Origin of the sequence: Ornithinimicrobium jinqii (genome assembly GCF_045032595.1) — a bacterium.
Taxonomy (GTDB): Bacteria; Actinomycetota; Actinomycetes; order Actinomycetales; family Dermatophilaceae; genus Ornithinicoccus.
This window is the reverse complement of the sequence record NZ_JBJFZS010000007.1, coordinates 161,223-179,367: the sequence shown is the minus strand read 5'-3', so window position 1 is coordinate 179,367 and position 18,145 is coordinate 161,223. Positions and strand designations below refer to the sequence as shown.

General features: G+C 72.5%; 16 protein-coding genes. 3 read left to right on the top strand and 13 right to left on the bottom strand.

The genetic code is table 11. The features are described from left to right. Positions 1 to 103: 103 nt before the first annotated feature. From ACI3ET_RS03195 to ACI3ET_RS03140, 12 genes are all read right to left on the bottom strand, one after another. Positions 104 to 916: a hypothetical protein gene (locus ACI3ET_RS03195; protein ID WP_405031506.1), complete on the bottom strand. Its 813-nt coding sequence runs from the start codon at positions 914 to 916 to the stop codon at positions 104 to 106. Positions 917 to 1,098: 182 nt separating this feature from the next. Further along, positions 1,099 to 1,539, bottom strand: coding sequence for a glutaredoxin domain-containing protein (locus ACI3ET_RS03190; protein ID WP_405031505.1), 441 nt, complete (start codon positions 1,537 to 1,539; stop codon positions 1,099 to 1,101). Further along, a complete protein-coding gene (locus ACI3ET_RS03185) occupies positions 1,536 to 2,027 on the bottom strand; it encodes a mycothiol transferase (protein ID WP_405031504.1) in 492 nt (163 codons plus the stop codon). The genes ACI3ET_RS03190 and ACI3ET_RS03185 overlap by 4 nt, the downstream gene beginning before the upstream one ends. After that, complete coding sequence (ligA, locus tag ACI3ET_RS03180) at positions 2,027 to 4,255, bottom strand: NAD-dependent DNA ligase LigA (protein ID WP_405031503.1); 2,229 nt, start codon at positions 4,253 to 4,255, stop codon at positions 2,027 to 2,029. Before ligA ends, ACI3ET_RS03185 begins: the two co-directional genes overlap by 1 nt. Continuing rightward, positions 4,252 to 5,244 carry a DMT family transporter gene (locus ACI3ET_RS03175; protein ID WP_405031502.1) on the bottom strand — a complete coding sequence of 331 codons (993 nt, stop codon included), beginning with the start codon at positions 5,242 to 5,244 and terminating at the stop codon, positions 4,252 to 4,254. Before ACI3ET_RS03175 ends, ligA begins: the two co-directional genes overlap by 4 nt. Further along, the gene (locus tag ACI3ET_RS03170; RefSeq protein WP_405031501.1) at positions 5,241 to 6,287 is read right to left on the bottom strand and encodes a uroporphyrinogen decarboxylase/cobalamine-independent methonine synthase family protein; all 1,047 of its coding nucleotides are present in this window, start codon (positions 6,285 to 6,287) and stop codon (positions 5,241 to 5,243) included. Before ACI3ET_RS03170 ends, ACI3ET_RS03175 begins: the two co-directional genes overlap by 4 nt. Next, positions 6,284 to 7,384, bottom strand: a complete 1,101-nt coding sequence (gene mnmA, locus ACI3ET_RS03165; protein WP_405031500.1) for a tRNA 2-thiouridine(34) synthase MnmA — start codon at positions 7,382 to 7,384, stop codon at positions 6,284 to 6,286. Before mnmA ends, ACI3ET_RS03170 begins: the two co-directional genes overlap by 4 nt. Next, complete coding sequence (locus ACI3ET_RS03160) at positions 7,381 to 8,619, bottom strand: cysteine desulfurase family protein (protein WP_405031499.1); 1,239 nt, start codon at positions 8,617 to 8,619, stop codon at positions 7,381 to 7,383. The genes mnmA and ACI3ET_RS03160 overlap by 4 nt, the downstream gene beginning before the upstream one ends. Positions 8,620 to 8,746: 127 nt before the next feature. Then, on the bottom strand, positions 8,747 to 9,706 hold the full coding sequence (locus tag ACI3ET_RS03155; protein WP_405031498.1) for an electron transfer flavoprotein subunit alpha/FixB family protein: 960 nt from the start codon (positions 9,704 to 9,706) through the stop codon (positions 8,747 to 8,749). A gap of 47 nt (positions 9,707 to 9,753) precedes the next feature. Next, on the bottom strand, positions 9,754 to 10,533 hold the full coding sequence (locus tag ACI3ET_RS03150; RefSeq protein WP_405031497.1) for an electron transfer flavoprotein subunit beta/FixA family protein: 780 nt from the start codon (positions 10,531 to 10,533) through the stop codon (positions 9,754 to 9,756). A 133-nt stretch (positions 10,534 to 10,666) separates the two neighbouring features. Continuing rightward, on the bottom strand, positions 10,667 to 11,410 hold the full coding sequence (locus ACI3ET_RS03145) for an HAAS signaling domain-containing protein (RefSeq protein WP_405031496.1): 744 nt from the start codon (positions 11,408 to 11,410) through the stop codon (positions 10,667 to 10,669). Continuing rightward, positions 11,407 to 11,763 (bottom strand): PadR family transcriptional regulator, encoded by a 357-nt coding sequence (locus tag ACI3ET_RS03140; RefSeq protein ID WP_405031495.1) that lies wholly within the window; start codon positions 11,761 to 11,763, stop codon positions 11,407 to 11,409. The genes ACI3ET_RS03145 and ACI3ET_RS03140 overlap by 4 nt, the downstream gene beginning before the upstream one ends. A gap of 96 nt (positions 11,764 to 11,859) precedes the next feature. Here ACI3ET_RS03140 and ACI3ET_RS03135 point away from each other — a divergent pair, with 96 nt between their 5' ends. From ACI3ET_RS03135 to glgX, 3 genes are all read left to right on the top strand, one after another. Further along, positions 11,860 to 12,426: a hypothetical protein gene (locus tag ACI3ET_RS03135; RefSeq protein ID WP_405031494.1), complete on the top strand. Its 567-nt coding sequence runs from the start codon at positions 11,860 to 11,862 to the stop codon at positions 12,424 to 12,426. Beyond that, positions 12,423 to 13,223 carry an enoyl-CoA hydratase/isomerase family protein gene (locus ACI3ET_RS03130; protein ID WP_405031493.1) on the top strand — a complete coding sequence of 267 codons (801 nt, stop codon included), beginning with the start codon at positions 12,423 to 12,425 and terminating at the stop codon, positions 13,221 to 13,223. The genes ACI3ET_RS03135 and ACI3ET_RS03130 overlap by 4 nt, the downstream gene beginning before the upstream one ends. Positions 13,224 to 13,302: 79 nt before the next feature. Next, complete coding sequence (gene glgX / locus ACI3ET_RS03125) at positions 13,303 to 15,456, top strand: glycogen debranching protein GlgX (RefSeq protein WP_405031492.1); 2,154 nt, start codon at positions 13,303 to 13,305, stop codon at positions 15,454 to 15,456. 15 nt (positions 15,457 to 15,471) lie between these two features. Here glgX and glgP read toward each other — a convergent pair whose 3' ends face one another. Beyond that, positions 15,472 to 18,066, bottom strand: a complete 2,595-nt coding sequence (gene glgP, locus ACI3ET_RS03120) for an alpha-glucan family phosphorylase (RefSeq protein WP_405031491.1) — start codon at positions 18,064 to 18,066, stop codon at positions 15,472 to 15,474. Positions 18,067 to 18,145 lie beyond the last annotated feature (79 nt).

The window sequence follows — 18,145 nt, the reverse complement described above, 5'->3', positions numbered from 1 at the left end:
GCTCGAGGGTCGTGGGGAACGAGCGGGGTCGAGAGTCGCGTCACAACGGTGCGGCGGGGGCAGCATCCTCACCAGGCGTGCATCGTCCCGGGGAGGGGAGCTGTCACGGACGGCCTCCGCCGCCGGCCTTGGCTGCCACCGTGACGGCCTTCGTCACGGTGTCCGTCGACACGATCGACCCGGCGTCGGTGGTGGTGATCGTCAGGTTGGGTGCGGTGAAGGTGATGACGTAGTCGCCCGCGAGCGGCTTCTGCCAGTTGTAGCCGTAGACCACGCGACCGGTCGAGTTGATCTCGGCGGTGAAATCACCGGAGTAGACGATCAGACCGTCGGTGCGCTCGATCTTCAGCTGCGCTCCTGCGTCCCAGACCCGAACCTCCGGGTAGGGGTTGACTGCGACACCGACGGTGCCGTAGGTGGCGTAGCGGTCGAGCTCGTCCGTGAGCTTGACGACAGTGAAGCCGGTGAACGGGTAGAGGCCGGTGTCAGCCAGCAGCCCCATCTCGACGCGGATCGGGGTCCTGGCCTTGAGGGGCGCGCTCACAAGGTTGTCGCCCCAGTCGGCACCGACCGCTACCGTGTTGGCCAACGCCGTCGTGCAGCCGGCCTGCCACGCATCCTCACCCTGCACGTAGTAGTCACCAGCGGTGACACCCTGGGGCAGGTTCTCCGAGGCAGGGAGCTCTGGGAAGGCCGTGGTTCCGCCGATCGGCAGGACAGCCGCATCGCACGGGTACTTCAGCGTCATGCCGATGCTGGGCACGAAGACCGCCGGCACCGACAGGTTGTTCGACACCACCTCTTCGGCCTCCCCGCCCACCGGCGGGCCCTTCGCGATCGAGGTCGGGGCACCGAGCATCGTGAGCCCGAGCAGGGCAGCGCCCGCCCCCGCCATCATCCTGGTGAACGTCCTCATGATCGGGACCTCCTCGTCCTCCGAGGGATCGCCACGGACCCTTGCCCGTGCCTCCGGTTGATCCGGTCCCTCGTCCTTCACGGTGCGCCGGGGGGCGTCCGTGGTCGTCACCCCCCGGGGGTGATCTCCGGCGGGGGCCGGGGGACGATGGGGCCAGGACTGCGGCCTGACGGGACCGCGGCCTACGCCTCGCGCAGCCGCTCGGCGACCAGGGCGGGATCGGGGTTGGTGCGGGGGATGCCGTCGATCACCACGGTCGGGACGGTCTCGTTGCCGCCGTTCACCTCACGGACGTAGGCGGCGGCCTCCTCGTCCTCCCAGATGTTGACCCAGGTCGCCTGCTCCCGCAGTGCGCCCAGCCGGGCCCTGAGCATCGCGCAGAAGCCGCACCCTGGGCGCCAGTAGACGACGACACCCTTGCGGGGATCTGTGTCGGCCATGGAAAGGACCTCCTCGTGGGTCGTGCCTCCGCGCCGGCCTCTCCAGGGGGAGGTCCACCACGCGACGGCGAGCGCGACGACACCGTATCCGACGGCAAACCCGAGGCGCCCGTCAGCAGCCGCGTCGAGCACGACGAGGCCGAGCGCGGCGACGAGCGCCGCCCAGAGCCAGGGCGACCTCATACCCTCTCGCCGCCTCCGGGGTCGCCGGTTGACCGCAGCACGTCGGCGGTCACCTCCAGCTGTCCACGGTGCTGGCACAGCTCCTCGAGCACGTGCACGAGCGCCCCACCCTGGCTGCGTCCGACCGGCTGGGCGTGCGTCTCCGGGCGGTCCTGGCCCACGCACGGCGCGTCCCAGTCGGCTCCGGCGAGCGCCTCGACGAAGCGTCCCCGTGCGGACCGCACCTGGGACGCGAGGTCGGCGACGGTCCCCGTCCCCCTGAACTCGGAGTCGCGGTCCCGGTGGTTCGGGCGGCCGGCCACCTTGTGACCGGCCCAGAAGTCCATCACGCCCACGCAGTGGACGACGATCGCGTAGGGGCTGTTGCTCCCCTCGACCCCCAGCCGCTCGTTGAGGAGCCCGTCTCCCAGCTGCCGGCACGTGTCGAGCATGCCGTCCAGCGCCCTGTCGACGAACCACAGCAGGTCCTCGTCCCTCACCTGTCCCATCAGTCCTCCTCCTCGATCTCGTCGTCCACGTCGCCGCTGCCCACGTCCGGCGAACCGGTCGCCAGCAGCCGCACGAACTGCTCCTCGTCCAGGACCGGGACGCCCAGCTCCTCGGCCTTGTCTGCCTTGGTGCCGGCGTTGGCGCCCACCACGACCCAGTCGGTCTTCTTGCTCACCGAGCCGGCCGCCTTGCCACCGCGGGAGACGATCGCCTCCTTGGACTCGTCGCGGCTGAAGCCCTCCAGCGACCCGGTCACCACGACCGTCCGTCCCTCCAGGGTGCGCTCGACGGACTCGTCGCGCTCGTCGGCCATCCGTACCCCGTCGGCTGCCCACCTCTCGACGATCTCGCGGTGCCAGTCGACGTCGAACCACACCCGCACCGACTCGGCGATGATCTGCCCGACCCCCTCCGTCGCCGCGAGCTCCTCCAAGGACGCGGCCCGGATCGCGTCCATGGACCCGAACTCCGCCGCGAGCGCCCGCGCCGCGGTGGGCCCGACGTGCCGGATCGACAGCGCCACGAGCACCCGCCACAACGGCTGGCTGCGGACCTGCTGCAGGTTGTCGACGAGCTTCTGCCCGTTGGCGGACAGGACCCGCCCGTCGAGCACCGCCTCCTGGGGATCCCCCTTCTTCGATGCCCGCGTGTAGAGCGGCACCCGCCGCACGTCGTCGGCCGTGAGCGAGAAGAGCGTCGCCTCGTTGGTCAGCACACCGGCGTCGAGCAGCGCGGCGACGCCCTCGAAGCCGAGCGCCTCGATGTCGAAGGCCCCGCGCCCGGCCATCGAGGAGAGCCGCTCGCGCAGCTGCGCCGGGCAGTCCCGCGCGTTGGGGCAGCGGATGTCCTTGTCGCCCTCCTTCTCCGGCCGCAGCGGCGTCCCGCACGAGGGGCACTCGGTCGGCATCACGAACGCCCGCTCGGTGCCGTCCCGCTTCTCCACGACCGGCCCCAGGATCTCGGGGATGACGTCGCCCGCCTTGCGCAGCACGACGGTGTCGCCGATGAGCACGCCCTTGCGCTCCACCTCGTGGGCGTTGTGCAGCGTCGCCCGCTCCACCGTGGAGCCGGCCACCTGGACCGGCTCCATCAGCCCCCAGGGGGTCACGCGTCCGGTGCGTCCCACGTCCACCCGGATGTCGAGGAGCGTGGTGGTGACCTCCTCGGGCGGGTACTTGTACGCGATCGCCCACCGCGGCGCGCGGGAGGTGGACCCCAGCCGGCGCTGCACGACGACCTCGTCGACCTTGACGACGACCCCGTCGAGCTCGTGCTCGACGTCGTGCCGGTGCTCGCCGTACTGCCGCACGTAGTCACGGACCTCGGCCATCGACGCCACCACACGCGTCCGGTCGGAGACGGGCAGTCCCCAGGCCGCCAGCAGCTCGTAGGCCTGCGACTGGCTGGTGATGTCGAAGCCCTCCCGCGCACCGATCCCGTGAACGAGCATCCGCAAACCGCGCTGCGCGGTGACGCGGGGGTCCTTCTGCCGCAGCGACCCGGCGGCGGTGTTGCGCGGGTTGGCGTAGGGCGCCTTCCCGGCAGCGACGAGGCTCGCGTTGAGCTCCTCGAAGGCGGCCACCGGGAAGTAGACCTCCCCGCGCACCTCCACGAGCCCGGGCACCGGGACCGGTTCGTCGGTCTCGGCACCACCCACGACCACCGCCCCCTCCTCCGGCGTCCCTGCCCTCCGCTGCTCCTCCGGCGCGCGCAGCGTGCGCGGCACGCCCTCGACCGTGCGCAGGTTGAGGGTGACGTCCTCACCGGTCCTCCCGTCACCGCGGGTGAGCGCGCGGACCAGCCGGCCGTCCTCGTACAGGAGGTTGACGGCCAGCCCGTCGATCTTGAGCTCGCACAGGTAGTGCACCTCCGCCCCGCCCGCGTCGCGCTCCACCCGCTCGGCCCACGCGTCCAGCTCCTCGGGCGAGAACGCGTTGTCGAGGCTCAGCATCCGCTCGAGGTGGTCGACAGCGGTGAACTGGGTCGAGAACGTCCCTCCGACCACCTGCGTCGGGCTGTCCGGCACCCTCAGCCCCGGGTGCTCCTCCTCCAGCTCCTCGAGGTCGCGCACCAGGGCGTCGAACTCGCCGTCGCTGACCACCGGGGCGTCCTTGACGTAGTAGGCGAACTGGTGCGCCCGGATCTCCTCCGCGAGGTCGGTCCACCGGTGGCGGGCCTCCTGCGGCACGTCGTCGACGATCGGGTCGGGGGCGCTGCTCTGGCTCACCCGACCATCTTGGCAGGGTCCACCGACACCCCCGGGGTATGCCGTGCACGACGCGGTCCGGTGATCAGCAGCGAGCCGAGGAGCACGACGACCGCTCCCGCGAGCACGAGCGGCCCCACGCTCTCCCCGAGCAGCAGGACGCCGAGCAGGACCGAGACGACGACGATCGGGTAGGTGACGCTGGTGGCGACCGTGGGACCGGCGGCGCGGACGACGGCATACTGCATCGCCTGGGCCAGCCCGGTGCCCACCACCCCCAGCACCACGACCGCGAGCAGCGGTCCCCACAGCTCACCGGACGACGCGCCCGCCGCGACCCGACCGGGCACCAGCGGACCCTCCGACGGTGCCCCGCGCAGCCACCAGTCGAGCAGCAGCAGCGCGGGGACCTGCGCAGCAGCGACGAGGACCTGCGCCGTCGGCATCGACAGCCCGCCGGGGTCGACGCCGTGCAGGTGGCGGCGCACGTAGGTCCAGCCCACGCCGTAGCTCGCCGAGGCGGCGAGCACCATCACCAGTCCGACGGGGTCCGGCCCCCGCTCCAGCGACCACGGCTGGGCGATGAGGACGACGCCGACGAAGCCGATGGCGACGCCGACCTGGCGACGGCGGCCGACCGGCTCGCCGGGCAGCATCAGCGCGGTGGCGAGGACGGCGGCCACGGGTGTGGTGGCGTTGGAGATGCCCGCCACGGCCGAGGTGACGCGCTCCTCGCCGAGGGCGAACAGCGTCCAGGGCAGCGTGCACAGCAGGGTGCCGGTGACGAGCAGGTGCCCCCAGGTGCGGCGGCCCCGGGGCAGCCGCGTGCGGGTCGCGACCAGCAGGAGGAGCAGGACGAGGACCCCGCAGACGATGCGCAGCGAGGCGACCTGGACGCCGCTGAGCGCATCGAGACCCACCTTGATGAGCAGGTAGCTCGAGCCCCAGATGAAGGTGAGCGCCAGGTACCAGACCTGCCACGGGACGGCCGGCCTCGTGGCTACGGTCATCCGGCGGCGAGCTCTGCCAGCCGGGCCGCGGCCTGGACGGTGGCGGCGGTGACAGCCTGCGCACCGGCCGGCGTGGACGCAGCCAGCCCGCACGCGGGGGTGACCGTGAGACTGGCCAGGTCGCGCAGAGGCAGGCCGAGCTCGCCCCAGCGGCGGGCGAGGTCGTCGACGAGCCGGGCCGGTGCGGCTGGGTCGGGGCCGGTGGGCACCGTCCCGGCCCAGAGCTCGACACCGGCCTCGATGAGCGTGGCCACCACCTCCCAGCCTGGGGTGCCGAGCAGGGCGACGTCGAGGCTGACCGCGTCCGCGCCCGAGCTGCGCAGCAGGTCCAGGGGCACGTCGCCGGCGCAGGAGTGCGCAGCGACCAGCACCGCGCCGCCCGAGCGGGCACCGTCCACGACCCCGCGCAGCGCGGTCACCAGCTCGCCCTGCTCCGGGGTGCGCAGCACGCGGTAGCCGGACTCGGAGCGGATCCGGCCGAGCGACACGGCGGTCAGCGACGGCTCGTCGACCTGCAGGACGACCTCCGCACCGGGGACCAGCCGACGGACCTCGCGGACGTGGGCGGCCACCCCCTCCGACAGGGACAGGGCCAGGTCGCGCGTCGCGCCCGGGTCGGACAGGACCTTGTCCCCGAGCGGCAGCCACAGCGAGGACGCGAGGGTCCACGGACCCGCGACCTGGAGCTTGAGGGGGCCGGCCCAACCGTCGAACGCCTCGGCCAGCTCGTCGAGGTCCTGGCGCCACCAGGACCCCGTCCGCTCGTGGTCGCGCCCCGGACGGTCGACGAGCCGCCAGCCCTGCGGCTGCAGGTCGACGGGCAGGTCGACCAGCAGGTGGGCCGTGCGCCCGACCATGTCCGCGCCCGGCCCGCGGGCGGGCAGCTCGGGCAGGTAGGGCACGCCCTCGACGCCGTCGGGGGCCGTGTCCGTGAGCTCACCGCGCACGACCCGGAGCGCCTCGCGCACGTCCGTGCCGGGCCAGGAGCCGATCCCGCTCGCGCGCACGCCGCGCGCGTGCCGCATACCCTCACCTGTGCTCATGCCGTCCTCCCCGAGGAGGCGATGGTGCCCGACCCCACGACGCGGGTTCCCTCGTAGAGGACGACCGACTGGCCGGGGGCGACACCGCGCACCCGCTCCTCGAGGCGCACGGTCAGCACCCCCTCGTCGACCTGCGCCGCGGCCGGGTGCTCCGCGCCGTGCGCGCGCACCTGGGCGCCCACCCGCACCGTCCCGTCCGGCGCCGGGCCGCACCAGCGGACGTGGTCCGCCGTCATGACGTCGACGCCCAGCAGCTCCTCCGGGCCGACGACGACGGTGTTGGTGGCGGTGTCGGTGGACAGGACGTAGCGGGGGGTGCCGTCGGCGGTGGGGACCTTCAGGCCCAGCCCGCGCCGCTGCCCGACGGTGTAGCCGTGGGCGCCTCCATGCTCGCCGAGCACGGTCCCGTCGGTGTCGACGACCGGGCCGGGCCGCTCCCCCAGTCGGTCCGCGAGCCAGCCCCGGGTGTCCCCGTCCGCGATGAAGCAGATGTCGTGGCTGTCCGGCTTCCGGGCCACCGAGAACCCGCGGGCGGCGGCCTCGGCGCGGATGTCGGTCTTCACCGTGTCGCCGAGGGGGAAGAACGCGCGTTCCAGCTGGTCGGCGTCCAGCACCCCGAGCACGTAGGACTGGTCCTTGGCCCGGTCGACGGCGCGGTGCAGCTCGCGCCGGACGCCGTGCGGCGCAGTGGGGTCGGGGACCTCGACGATCTGCGCGTAGTGCCCGGTCGCGACCGCGTCGAAACCGAGCGCGAGGGCCTTGTCCAGCAGCGCCGCGAACTTGATCTTCTCGTTGCAGCGCAGGCAGGGGTTGGGGGTGCGCCCTGCGGCGTACTCGGCCACGAAGTCCTCCACGACGTCCTCGCGGAAGCGCTGGGCCATGTCCCAGACGTAGAAGGGGATGCCGAGCCGGTCGGCGACCCGGCGCGCGTCCCCGGCGTCCTCCAGCGTGCAGCACCCGCGGGCGCTCTCGCGGAGGGTCGCCGCCGACTGCGACAGGGCAAGGTGCACGCCCACCACCTCGTGCCCCGCGTCGAGCATCCGGGCTGCCGCGACCGCCGAGTCGACCCCGCCGCTCATCGCGGCGACCACCCTCACGACCGGCTCCTCGAGGACGCGGCGTGGGCCCGGCGCGCCCGCTCCAGCGCCGGCGGCAGCGCGGCGAGCACGGTCTCGACGTCCGCGGGGCCCGAGCCGTGACCGAGCGTCATGCGCAGCGCACCGCGCGCGTCCTGCTCGGGGATGCCCATGGCGAGCAGCACGTGGCTCGGGCGGGGCACCCCGGACTGGCAGGCCGAGCCGGTCGAGCAGGCGATGCCGGCGGCGTCGAGCAGGTAGAGCAGCGAGTCGCCCTCGCAGTCGGCGACCCGCAGGTGCACGTTGCCCGGCAGCCGTCGGGTGACGTCGCCGGGTGTCCACGGGCCGCTGACGCTGATGCCGTCGTCCAGCGCCAGCGCGCCCTCGATCAGCGCGTCGCGCAGGACGGCGAGGTGCCGGGCATGGCTCGCCTGGTGCTCCACCGCGTGCTCCACGGCGACCGCCAGGCCCGCGATGCCCGGGGTGTCGAGGGTCCCGGAGCGCAGCTGACGCTCCTGGCCGCCGCCGTGCGTGAGCGGCACCGGCGACTGGTCGCGGCCGGCGACGAGGACCCCGGCCCCGAGCGGACCGCCGATCTTGTGACCGGTGACGACCCCGAGGTCGACGACGGACAGGTCCAGGGGCACCTGGCCGAGGGCCTGGACGGCGTCGGAGTGGAAGGGTATGCCGTGCTCGTGCGCCAGGGCGGCGAGCTCGGCGACCGGCTGGACGGTCCCCACCTCGTTGTTGGCCCACATCACGCTGACGAGGGCGACGCTCTCGGGCCCACCGTCCCGCGCGAGGGCGTCCTGCAGGGCCGCCGGGGTGATCAGCCCCTCACCGTCGGGTTCCACCCACGTGACGCGGGCACCCTGGGTGCCCACGAGGTGCTCGACCGGGTCGATGACGGCGTGGTGCTCGACCCCGCTGACCACGAGCCGGTCCCTGCGGGGGGCCGTGCCGGGGGCCGTGGTGGAGGCGACGCGAGCGGCATACGTCCCCTTGACCGCGATGTTGTCCGCCTCGGTGCCGCCGGAGGTGAAGACCACCTCGGACGGGCGGACGCGCAGGGCGTCGGCGATCCGCTCCCGTGACTCCTCGACGAGCCGGCGCGCGTCCCGGCCGTGGGTGTGCAGCGAGCTGGCGTTGCCGACCTGGCGCATCGTGCGGGCGACGACCTCGACCACCTCGTCGAGCACCGGGGTGGTGGCGGCGTGGTCGAGGTAGACACGGCGGGAGGGGACGGGCTCGGGCACCAGCCGAGTCTACGTGCGTACTCCCCCTGTCCTGCCCTCTCACCACCGGCCCGGTCGACGCGGCGACGACACCGCGCGGCCCCCGCCACCACGGGTGTCGGGGGCCGGTCGCGGGGCCGGGACGAGGTCAGCCCTTCCGGGCCCGGACCGCCTCGGTGGCCTGCGGGAGGACGGTGAACAGGTCGCCGACGACGCCGTAGTCGACGAGCTCGAAGATCGGGGCCTCGGGGTCCTTGTTGACCGCGACGATCGTCTTGGAGGTCTGCATGCCGGCGCGATGCTGGATGGCACCGGAGATGCCGGCCGCGATGTAGAGCTGCGGGGAGACCTGCACGCCGGTCTGCCCGACCTGGGAGGAGTGGGGGTACCAGCCCGCGTCGACCGCGGCGCGGGAGGCACCGACCGCGGCACCGAGGGAGTCGGCGAAGGTCTCGACCGGGCCGAAGTCACCGCCGGTACCACGACCGCCGGAGACGACGATCGCCGCCTCGGTCAGGGACGGGCGCCCGGAGGCGGCCTTCTCGGCGACCTCGGTGATGCGCGCGGCCGTCGCAGCCTCCGACAGGGCGACCTGCACCGGCTCGACCGCGGCGGCACCGGGGACCTCCTCGATCGGGATCGAGTTGGGCTTCAGCGTGATCACCGGGGAGCCCTTCGTCACCGAGGACACGACCGTGTAGGACCCGGCGAAGACGGACTGGGTGGTCCGGACCCCGCCGGAGGTGCCGGGGGCGACGTCGACCGCGTCGGTGATCAGGCCGGAGCTGGTCTTGATGGCCAGACGCCCGGCGATCTCCTTGCCGTCGTTGGTCGAGGGCAGCAGCACCGCCGCCGGGGAGGTGCGCTCCACCAGCGAGGCCAGCACCTCGGCCACCGGGGCCACGAGGTGACCGGTGACCGCGGGGTCGGCGACCGTGTAGACCTTGGCCGCGCCGTAGCGGGCCAGGAAGTCGGTGGCGCCCTCGGCGCCGGACCCGACGAACACCGCCGACGGCTCACCCAGTCGGGCGGCCGCCGTCAGCAGCTCGGCGGTGGACTTACGGACGTCGCCGTCGACGTGGTCGACCAGGACGAGGACTTCAGCCATGGGTGGATCTCTCTCTCTTCACGCAGGCGAACAGGTGCGGGGTCGGCTCAGACGAACTTGCGGGAGGCGAGGAAATCGGCCAGCGCGACGCCGCCCTGACCCTCGTCGGCGACGACCTCACCGGCCGAGCGGGGCGGACGCGCCGTGACCGTCTCCACCGTGGACCAGGCGGCGGCCAGCCCGACCTGCGCCGGGTCGATCCCCAGGTCGGCCAGCGACCACGTCTCCACCGGCTTCTTCTTCGCCGCCATGATCCCCTTGAACGAGGGGTAGCGCGGCTCGTTGATCTGGTCGGTCACCGACACGACCGCGGGCAGGGATGACTCGACCGTCTCCGAGGCGGTCTCGGAGTCGCGGCGGATGCGCACGGTGCCGCCCTCCACGCTCAGCTCGGAGGCGAAGGTCACCTGCGGCAGCCCCAGGCGCTCGGCCAGCATCGCCGGGACCACCGACATGCTGCCGTCGGTCGAGGCCAGACCGGTCAGCACCAGGTCGACCGTGCCGATCTTCTTCACGGCCTCGGCCAGCACCAGCGACGTCGCGACCGCGTCGGACCCCGCGATCGCCTCGTCGCTGACGTGCACGCCCTTGTGCGCGCCCATCTGCAACGACTTCTTCACCGCCCCCACGGCGTCGGCGGGCCCCATCGTCAGGACCGTGACCTCACCCTCGCCCGCCTCGACGATCTTCAGGGCCTCCTCCACGGCATACTCGTCCAGCTCCGAGAGCAGCCCGTCCACCCCCTCGCGGTCGGTGGTGTGGTCAGCCTCGAAGGTCCGGTCGCCCTGGGCATCGGGCACGTACTTCACACAGACGACGATGTTCACGCGTCACGTCCTCGTGGTCGGGATCAGGTTCTCGCTCATCTTGTCACGCCTCCCCCGACCTCCCGGACCGGTGGTGGACGCCCGCGGCTCCCTTCCACGCGCGGTGCAGCAGCGGGCGAGGGTCCGTCATGACTCAGGAGAGCAGGTGCGTCACCCAGGACAGCCCCATGAGCAGGAGGGTGAGCGCCGGCATGAGCAGCACCGAGGTCCAGCGCCCCGCCGTCGTCCGGCGCGGCGCCTCCCCGGGGGCCGTGATCCGGTCCTCGGAACGGTCCACCGCGGCGAGGATGCTGGAGGTGACGAGCAGCACCAGCCCCACGACCCCGGTGAGCAGGGTGGACAGCTCGACCACCGGCTCGCGCCACAGGAGCAGGATCGCGACGAACCCCCCGATGAGCACGAGCGGCAGCACCAGCGCGAGCCACCGGCGCTCGACGAGCAGGCGCAGGACGGTCGACGGCGCGGCCAGGAGCACCCCCACGAGGACGGCCAGGACGGCGGCGACGACGAGGTCACCGACGAGCACCTGGACCGGGGCTGCGATGAGCCAGGACGAGAAGGCCCGGGCGACGAGGTGCAGGCCGGCCAGGCCGAGCACGATGTGCGCCACGGCGAGCGGCCCGACGGGCGAACGTCCGGGGTTGCCGTCCGCATCCGCCATGGCGCGCGCATACTCCCGGGGGTCCCCGAACGCCTCCTGCGCGCTCTCGCCGGACTCCTGCACGTGGCTCTCGATCGTGGCCAGCGCGTCGCCGATGCGCTGGCCCGGCACGTCCAGCAGGCGCTGCTCCACGACGAAGGTCTCGATCCACCGCCGGTCGACGCTGGGTGCGAGGCTGGCCGGGTCGGCGCCGTAGAGGTTCCGGGTGTCGTTCATGTCGTTCTCCCTGGGACGGGTGCGCCGTCGGTGAGCGCGCGGGTGGTGGTGGTGAAGTCGGACCAGCGGGCGGCCAGTGCCACGGCGTGGGCTCGCCCCTCGGGGGTCAGCACGTAGTACTTGCGGCCCGGCCCCCCGTCACCGGGGCGCCACTCGACCTCGACGCGGCCGGCCTCCTCGAGGCGGCCGAGCAGCGGGTAGAGGGTGCCACCCTTGACGTCGCCGAGCCCGGCTGCGCCCAGTGCCTGCGTGAGGGCGTAGCCGTAGCTGGGGCCGTCCAGGAGAACCCGCAGGACGCAGACCTCCAGCACGCCGCGCAGCCACTCGCTCGGCCACGACTGTTGCGGTTCCATGACTAGATGGTATGTCGTACTAGTCCGTCTCGTCAACTAGTGACGAGCCCCCCGCCCGTCTGGGAGGAGCACCAGGGGGCAGGTACGTTGGGTCTCATGACCGACCCCACCTCCCTCCCCAACTTCCCTCCGCCCGCGCAGGAGCGTCCGCTGACCGGACGGGTGCTCGACGCGCTCCAGGACCTGCAGATGAACCCCAACCTCGACGGCGAGGGCGACGTCGCCTTCTCGGTCAAGGACCAGAAGCTCTTCGTCAAGGTCGTCGCCGGGCAGCAGTTCGACATCATGCGGATCTTCGGTCAGTGGCAGATCTCCAGCACCGTGCCCGACGACATGGCCACCCGCCTCAACGGCTGCAACGACGTGACCCTGGGGGTCAACCTCGTCAAGGCTGGCATCGCCAACAACAACCTGGTCCTGGCGGTCGAGCAGATCGTCGCCCGGCAGGAGAACCCCAAGGCCAAGGTGCAGATCGCGACCGGCCTCCTCCTCCAGGCGCTGCCGCTGTGGCACCGCAACGTGCAGGCCAAGTCCGCGGTCGAGCGCGGCGAGGACCCGCAGATCCCCGAGGGAGCGCCCGAGGGCACCGAGATCGGTCCCTGGCTCTCGATCGGCTCGACCGGCTCCACCGGTGGCGCGCCCGACGGAGAGGCGCAGGCGTGAGCCGTGTCGTGCGGACGGCCAGCGAGTTCGTCCGTGTCGAGATCGACTCGAGCATCGCCACGATCCGCGTCGACCGCCCGAAGATGAACCCTCTGTCGACCGAGGTGCAGGAAGCGCTCGGCGAGGCAGCAGGCATCGTGACGTTGGACGACGAGGTCGCCGCCGTCATCGTCTACGGCGGCGAGAAGGTCTTCGCCGCCGGTGCTGACATCAAGGAGATGCAGCACATGAGCTACACCGACATGGTGCAGCGCGCCCCGATCATCCAGGCCTGCTTCAGCGCGGTGGCACGCATCCCCAAACCCACCGTGGCCGCGATCGAGGGCTACGCGCTCGGCGCGGGCTGCGAGCTCGCGATGTGCTGCGACTTCCGCGTCGCCGCGCAGGACGCCAGGCTCGGTCAGCCCGAGGTCCTGCTCGGGGTCATCCCGGGCGCCGGCGGCACCCAGCGTCTCGCCCGTCTGGTGGGCGTGACGAAGGCCAAGGACCTCGTCTTCTCCGGCCGGATGATCGACGCCGACGAGGCTGCGGACATCGGTCTCGTCGACCAGGTCTGCGCACCCGGTGGCGCCCACGAGGCTGCCGTGGCGATGGTCGGTCGCTACGTCCACGGCCCCGCCTTCGCCCTCCGCTCGGCCAAGGAGGCCATCGACCGCGGGCTCGACGGTGACCTCGAGACGGGGCTGGCCATCGAGGCGATGCTCTTCGCGGGTGTCTTCGCCACCAAGGACCGCGAGATCGGTATGACGTCCTTCGTCAAGGAGGGCCCGGGCAAGGCTGCCTTCGAGGGCCGCTGAACCCAGCGCGCCCCACCGCGACCCGCCGCGCATCCACCCCGCGCACCCGGTCGCGGTGGGGCCGCATACCCTTGCGGCCATGGCGCCCCGGATCCGTCCCCGTCGCAGCACCGACACCCCTCCTCGACTGGGTGTGACCAGGCCGGAGACCGGCCCCGAGGTGGCTGTGGTCGCCCGTCACGCGACGGCGGTCGAGGTGTGCCTCTTCAACGACGACGGCTCGTCAGAGCGGCGGATCCCGTTGCGCCGCAATGCCTACGGCATCTGGTGGGACCACGTGCCCGAGCTCGTCCCGGGCACCCGCTACGGCTTCCGCGCGCACGGTCCGTGGAGCCCGGCCGAGGGTCACCGCCACAACCCGGACAAGCTGCTCCTCGACCCCTACGCGCACGCCGTCGAGGGCTGGGTGCACTGGCGCCCCGAGGTCTACGGCCACCGGGTCGAGGGCCACGGGGCGGACCCCGACTCGCGCGACGAGCGCGACTCGGCCCCCTACGTCCCCCGCTCCGTCGTGGTCGACCAGGCCTTCGACTGGGGCGACGACGCCCTGCCCGCCGTGCCCTGGACCGAGACCGTCGTCTACGAGGCGCACGTCCGCGGTCTGACGATGCGCCACCCGGACGTCCCCCCGCACCTTCAGGGCACCTATGCCGCCCTGGGACACCCGGCGGTCATCGAGCACCTCACCAGGCTCGGCGTGACGACCCTGGAGCTGCTCCCCATCCACACCTTCGCCTCCGAGGCCTCGCTCGTGCAGCAGGGTCTGCGCAACTACTGGGGCTACAACACGGTCGGCTTCTTCGCCCCGCACGCCGGGTACGCCGCGGCCAACGACCCCCAGGGCGTGGTCGACGAGGTCAAGGGTGCGGTCAAGGCTCTCCACGCCGCGGGCATCGAGGTCGTCCTCGACGTCGTCTACAACCACACGTCGGAGCAGAGCTCCTCCTCCGGCCCGACGCTGTCGTGGCGGGGGCTGGACAACCAGACCTACTACCGGCTCGACGGCAGGGGTCGCGACATCGACGTCACCGGCACCGGCAACACCCTGGACCTGCGCCACCCGCTCGTCGTGCGGATGGTCCTGGACTCCCTGCGCCACTGGGTGGAGGAGTTCCACATCGACGGCTTCCGCTTCGACCTGGCGACGGCCCTGGCCCGCGGGCGCGACGATGCCTACTACCGCGACCACGCCTTCCACGTCGCCCTGCAGACCGACCCGGTCCTGTCCCGCGCCAAGCTCCTGGCCGAGCCGTGGGACGTCGGCGTGCACGGGTGGCGCACAGGGCAGTTCCCCGCGCCCTTCGCCGAGTGGAACGACCGCTTCCGCGACACCGTCCGCACCTTCTGGCTCGCCGACGTCAAGCGCTCGCTGCACGGTCAGCCCGGGCACGGGGTCCGCGAGCTGGCCACCCGGGTGGCCGGATCCGCGGACATGTTCAGCGACGGCGACCGCGGGCCCATCGCCTCTGTCAACTTCGTCACCGCCCACGACGGCTTCACGCTGGCCGACCTCACTGCGTACGAGCACAAGCACAACTACCCCAACGGCGAGGAGAACCGGGACGGTCACGGCGACAACCGGTCCTGGAACCACGGCATCGAGGGGTCGACCACGGACCGCACGGTCCTCGACACCCGCAACCGCTCGATCCGCAACCTGCTGGCCACCCTCCTGCTCTCGACCGGGGTGCCGATGCTCGTGGCCGGCGACGAGATGGGCCGCACGCAGGAGGGCAACAACAACCCCTACTGCCAGGACAACCAGATCTCCTGGGTGCGGTGGGACCGCAAGCCGTGGCAGCAGGAGCTGCTCGAGGACACCCGCGCGCTGCTGGCCCTGCGCCGCGAGCTGGCCCTGCTGCGGCCCCCGGAGTTCCCGCTCCACGCCGCCGAGCCCGGCAGGTCCCGGCTGCGCTGGTACGACGAGTGGTCGGGCATGCTGGACGACGGGGGCTGGGATGACCCGCGGCGACGCACCGTCGTCGCCGTCTACGACACCCTGCACGAGGACGAGCCGCAGGCCGTCGCCCTGGTGCTGCACGCGGGCGCGGACCGCCTCGAGGTGGTGACGCCCGACCTGGACGACGTCCTGGAGTGGGACGTGCGGTGGTCCAGCGAGACGGTCAGCGCGGAGGTCGACGAGGTGACCGGCACCCGCCGCGCCCTCACGCCCGGCGCACGGCTCACCGTCGGCCCCGCCAGCTTCACCGTGCTCGTCGGCCGCGCGGTCTGAGCCCGGGCAACCGGGTCAGGGCAGCGCGACCAGGCCGAGCTCGGCGTCGGAGGACAGCTGCGGGTGGGCGGGCAGCACGCGCACCGTCCAGCCGAGCGAGCCTGTACGGGCCAGCCGGAAGTGCCCGTCGAAGCGGTGACGCCCCTCCTCGTAGGACTGCGTCGGCTCGAGGGCGATCTGCTCGACGTCGGTGAGGGTGTCCTCGGGGTTGGCGCGGCCCAGCACCATCTGCACCGAGACCTGAGAGGGGTCGAGGTCTCCCAGCGCGACGAAGGCGTGCACCTTGACCTCATCACCGATCTGCGGGGCGTCGCCCACTCCCTCGGCGTCGACGTGGTCCACGCGGACGTGCGGCCAGTTGCGGCCGACCGCCCGCACGAACTTCGCCAGCTCCCGGGCACCGGCGAAGTCGTCGTCGGACACCGCCCAGGCTGCGTGCGCGGCCGGCCAGTAGTACTTCTCGGTGTAGTCGCGCACCATCCGGTCGGCGAGGACCTTCGGGCCCAGCGTCGACAGCGTGTGGCTGACCATGTCGAGCCAGCGCTGGGGCAGGCCGTCCTCGTCCCGGTCGTAGAACGTCGGCACGACCGTCTTCTCGAGCAGCTCGTAGAGGGCGGACGCCTCGAGGTCGTCACGACGGTCGGGGTCCTCCACACCGTCGGCGGTCGGGATCGCCCACCCGTTCTGGCCGTCGTACCACTCGTCCCACCAGCCGTCGAGGATGGAGAGGTTCAGGGCCCCGTTGAGCGCCGCCTTCATGCCGGAGGTGCCGCACGCCTCGAACGGGCGCAGCGGGTTGTTGAGCCAGACGTCGCACCCCGGGTAGAGACGCTGGGCCATCGCGATGTCGTAGTTGGGCAGGTAGATGATCTTGCCGCGTACCTCGGGGTCGTCCGCGAAACGGACCATCTCCTGGATGAGTGCCTTGCCCGTGTCGTCGGCCGGGTGCGACTTGCCGGCGATGAGGATCTGCACCGGCCGCTGCGGGTCGTTGAGGATCTTCTTGAGCCGCTCGGGGTCGCTGAGCATCAGGGTCAGCCGCTTGTAGGTGGCCCCGCGCCGGGCGAAGCCGATCGTCAGCGCGTCCGGGTCCAGGATGTCCTGGGTCCAGCCCAGCTCTGCCTCGGTGACACCGCGGTCCAGCTCCGAGCGGCGCAGGCGGGCCCGGGCGTCGGCGATGAGCTGCGAGCGCAGCTCGCGCTTGGTGGCCCAGAAGTGCGCGATCGGCACCTCGTGGAGCCGGGTGAAGACGGACCGCGCCGCCATGTCCTTGCCGAGGTGCGCGCGCGCCAGGTCGTAGAGGCGGTGGTCGACCCAGGTGCCGGCGTGCACGCCGTTGGTGATCGAGCCGATCGGGACCTCGTCGAGGTCGAAGCCCGGCCACAGGCCGGAGAACATCTCCCGACTCACCGCGCCGTGCAGCTCGGAGACGCCGTTGACCCGCTGCCCGAGCCGCATACCCATGGCCGCCATGTTGAACCGCGACCGGTCACCGCCGGGGTAGTCCTCGGCACCCAGCCCCATCAACCGGTCGTGCTCGATGCCCGGCAGCTCGCAGCCCTCGTCGAAGAAGTGCGCGCGGATCGCCTGCACGTCGAAGCGGTCGATGCCCGCCGGGACCGGGGTGTGGGTGGTGAAGACGGTGCCGGCACGGACCGCCCGCAGCGCCTCGTCGAAGGTCAGGCCGGTGCCGGAGATCAGCTCGCTGATCCGCTCCACGCCCTGGAAGCCGGCGTGGCCCTCGTTGGTGTGGTAGACCGTCGGTTCCGGCGCCCCGGTGAGGAGGGAGTAGGCGCGCAGCGCGCGCACCCCGCCGATGCCCAGCAGCATCTCCTGCTCGAGGCGCTGGTCGCCGCCGCCGCCGTAGAGACGGTTGGTGACCTCGCGACGCACGGGGTCGTTGGACTCGACGTCCGAGTCCAGCAGGAGCAGCGGCACCCGGCCGACCTGGGCGCGCCAGACCAGCGCGTCGAGGTGTCCCCCGCGCGGCATGGCCAGCCGGATCACGACGGGCGTCCCGTCGTCCTCGCGCAGCAGCGAGAGCGGCAGGTCGTCGGGGTCGAGGACCGGGTAGGACTCCTGCTGCCAGCCCTCGGAGTTGAAGCGCTGAGCGAAGTAGCCGGACTTGTAGAAGAGCCCGACACCCACGATCGGGATGCCCTGGTCGGAGGCGGCCTTGAGGTGGTCGCCGGCGAGGATGCCCAGCCCGCCGGAGTACTGCGGAAGCACGGCGGTGATCCCGAACTCCGGAGAGAAGTAGGCGATCGCCTCCAGCGAGCGGCCCGCCTCGTCGTCCGCCAGGCGACCGGCGCCCTCGGCGTGGTACCAGCGCGGCTTGGTCAGGTAGCGGTCCAGGTCCTCCTTCGCCTCCCGCACGCGGGTGACGAAGCCGGCGTCGCCCGCGAGACGGTCCATGTCCTCGCCGCGCAGCGCCGACAGCACGGCGATCGGGTCGTGGCCGGTGGCGTCCCAGAGCTCCGGGTCGATGCTCGCGAACAGGTCGCGGGTCGGGGGGTGCCAGGACCAGCGCAGGTTCAGCGCGAGGTCGTGGAGCGGGGCCAGGGTCTGGGGGAGAACGGTGCGCACATGCATCCGACGAATTGCCTTCACGAGGACCAAAGATAGCGACAAGGTGCGCAAGTTCTTGCACGCCCCGTCCGCGGACCCACCCGCGCGGCCCGCGCGCGCT

Coding starts and splice junctions, on each gene's coding strand:
- ACI3ET_RS03155 (WP_405031498.1), bottom strand. CDS start 9,706: ATGGCTGAAGTCCTCGTCCTGGTCGACCACGTCGACGGCGACGTCCGT.
- ACI3ET_RS03170 (WP_405031501.1), bottom strand. CDS start 6,287: ATGAGCACAGGTGAGGGTATGCGGCACGCGCGCGGCGTGCGCGCGAGC.
- ACI3ET_RS03190 (WP_405031505.1), bottom strand. CDS start 1,539: ATGAGGTCGCCCTGGCTCTGGGCGGCGCTCGTCGCCGCGCTCGGCCTC.
- ACI3ET_RS03135 (WP_405031494.1), top strand. CDS start 11,860: ATGACCGACCCCACCTCCCTCCCCAACTTCCCTCCGCCCGCGCAGGAG.
- ACI3ET_RS03140 (WP_405031495.1), bottom strand. CDS start 11,763: ATGGAACCGCAACAGTCGTGGCCGAGCGAGTGGCTGCGCGGCGTGCTG.
- glgX (WP_405031492.1), top strand. CDS start 13,303: ATGGCGCCCCGGATCCGTCCCCGTCGCAGCACCGACACCCCTCCTCGA.
- ACI3ET_RS03145 (WP_405031496.1), bottom strand. CDS start 11,410: ATGAACGACACCCGGAACCTCTACGGCGCCGACCCGGCCAGCCTCGCA.
- ACI3ET_RS03175 (WP_405031502.1), bottom strand. CDS start 5,244: ATGACCGTAGCCACGAGGCCGGCCGTCCCGTGGCAGGTCTGGTACCTG.
- ACI3ET_RS03185 (WP_405031504.1), bottom strand. CDS start 2,027: ATGGGACAGGTGAGGGACGAGGACCTGCTGTGGTTCGTCGACAGGGCG.
- ACI3ET_RS03195 (WP_405031506.1), bottom strand. CDS start 916: ATGAGGACGTTCACCAGGATGATGGCGGGGGCGGGCGCTGCCCTGCTC.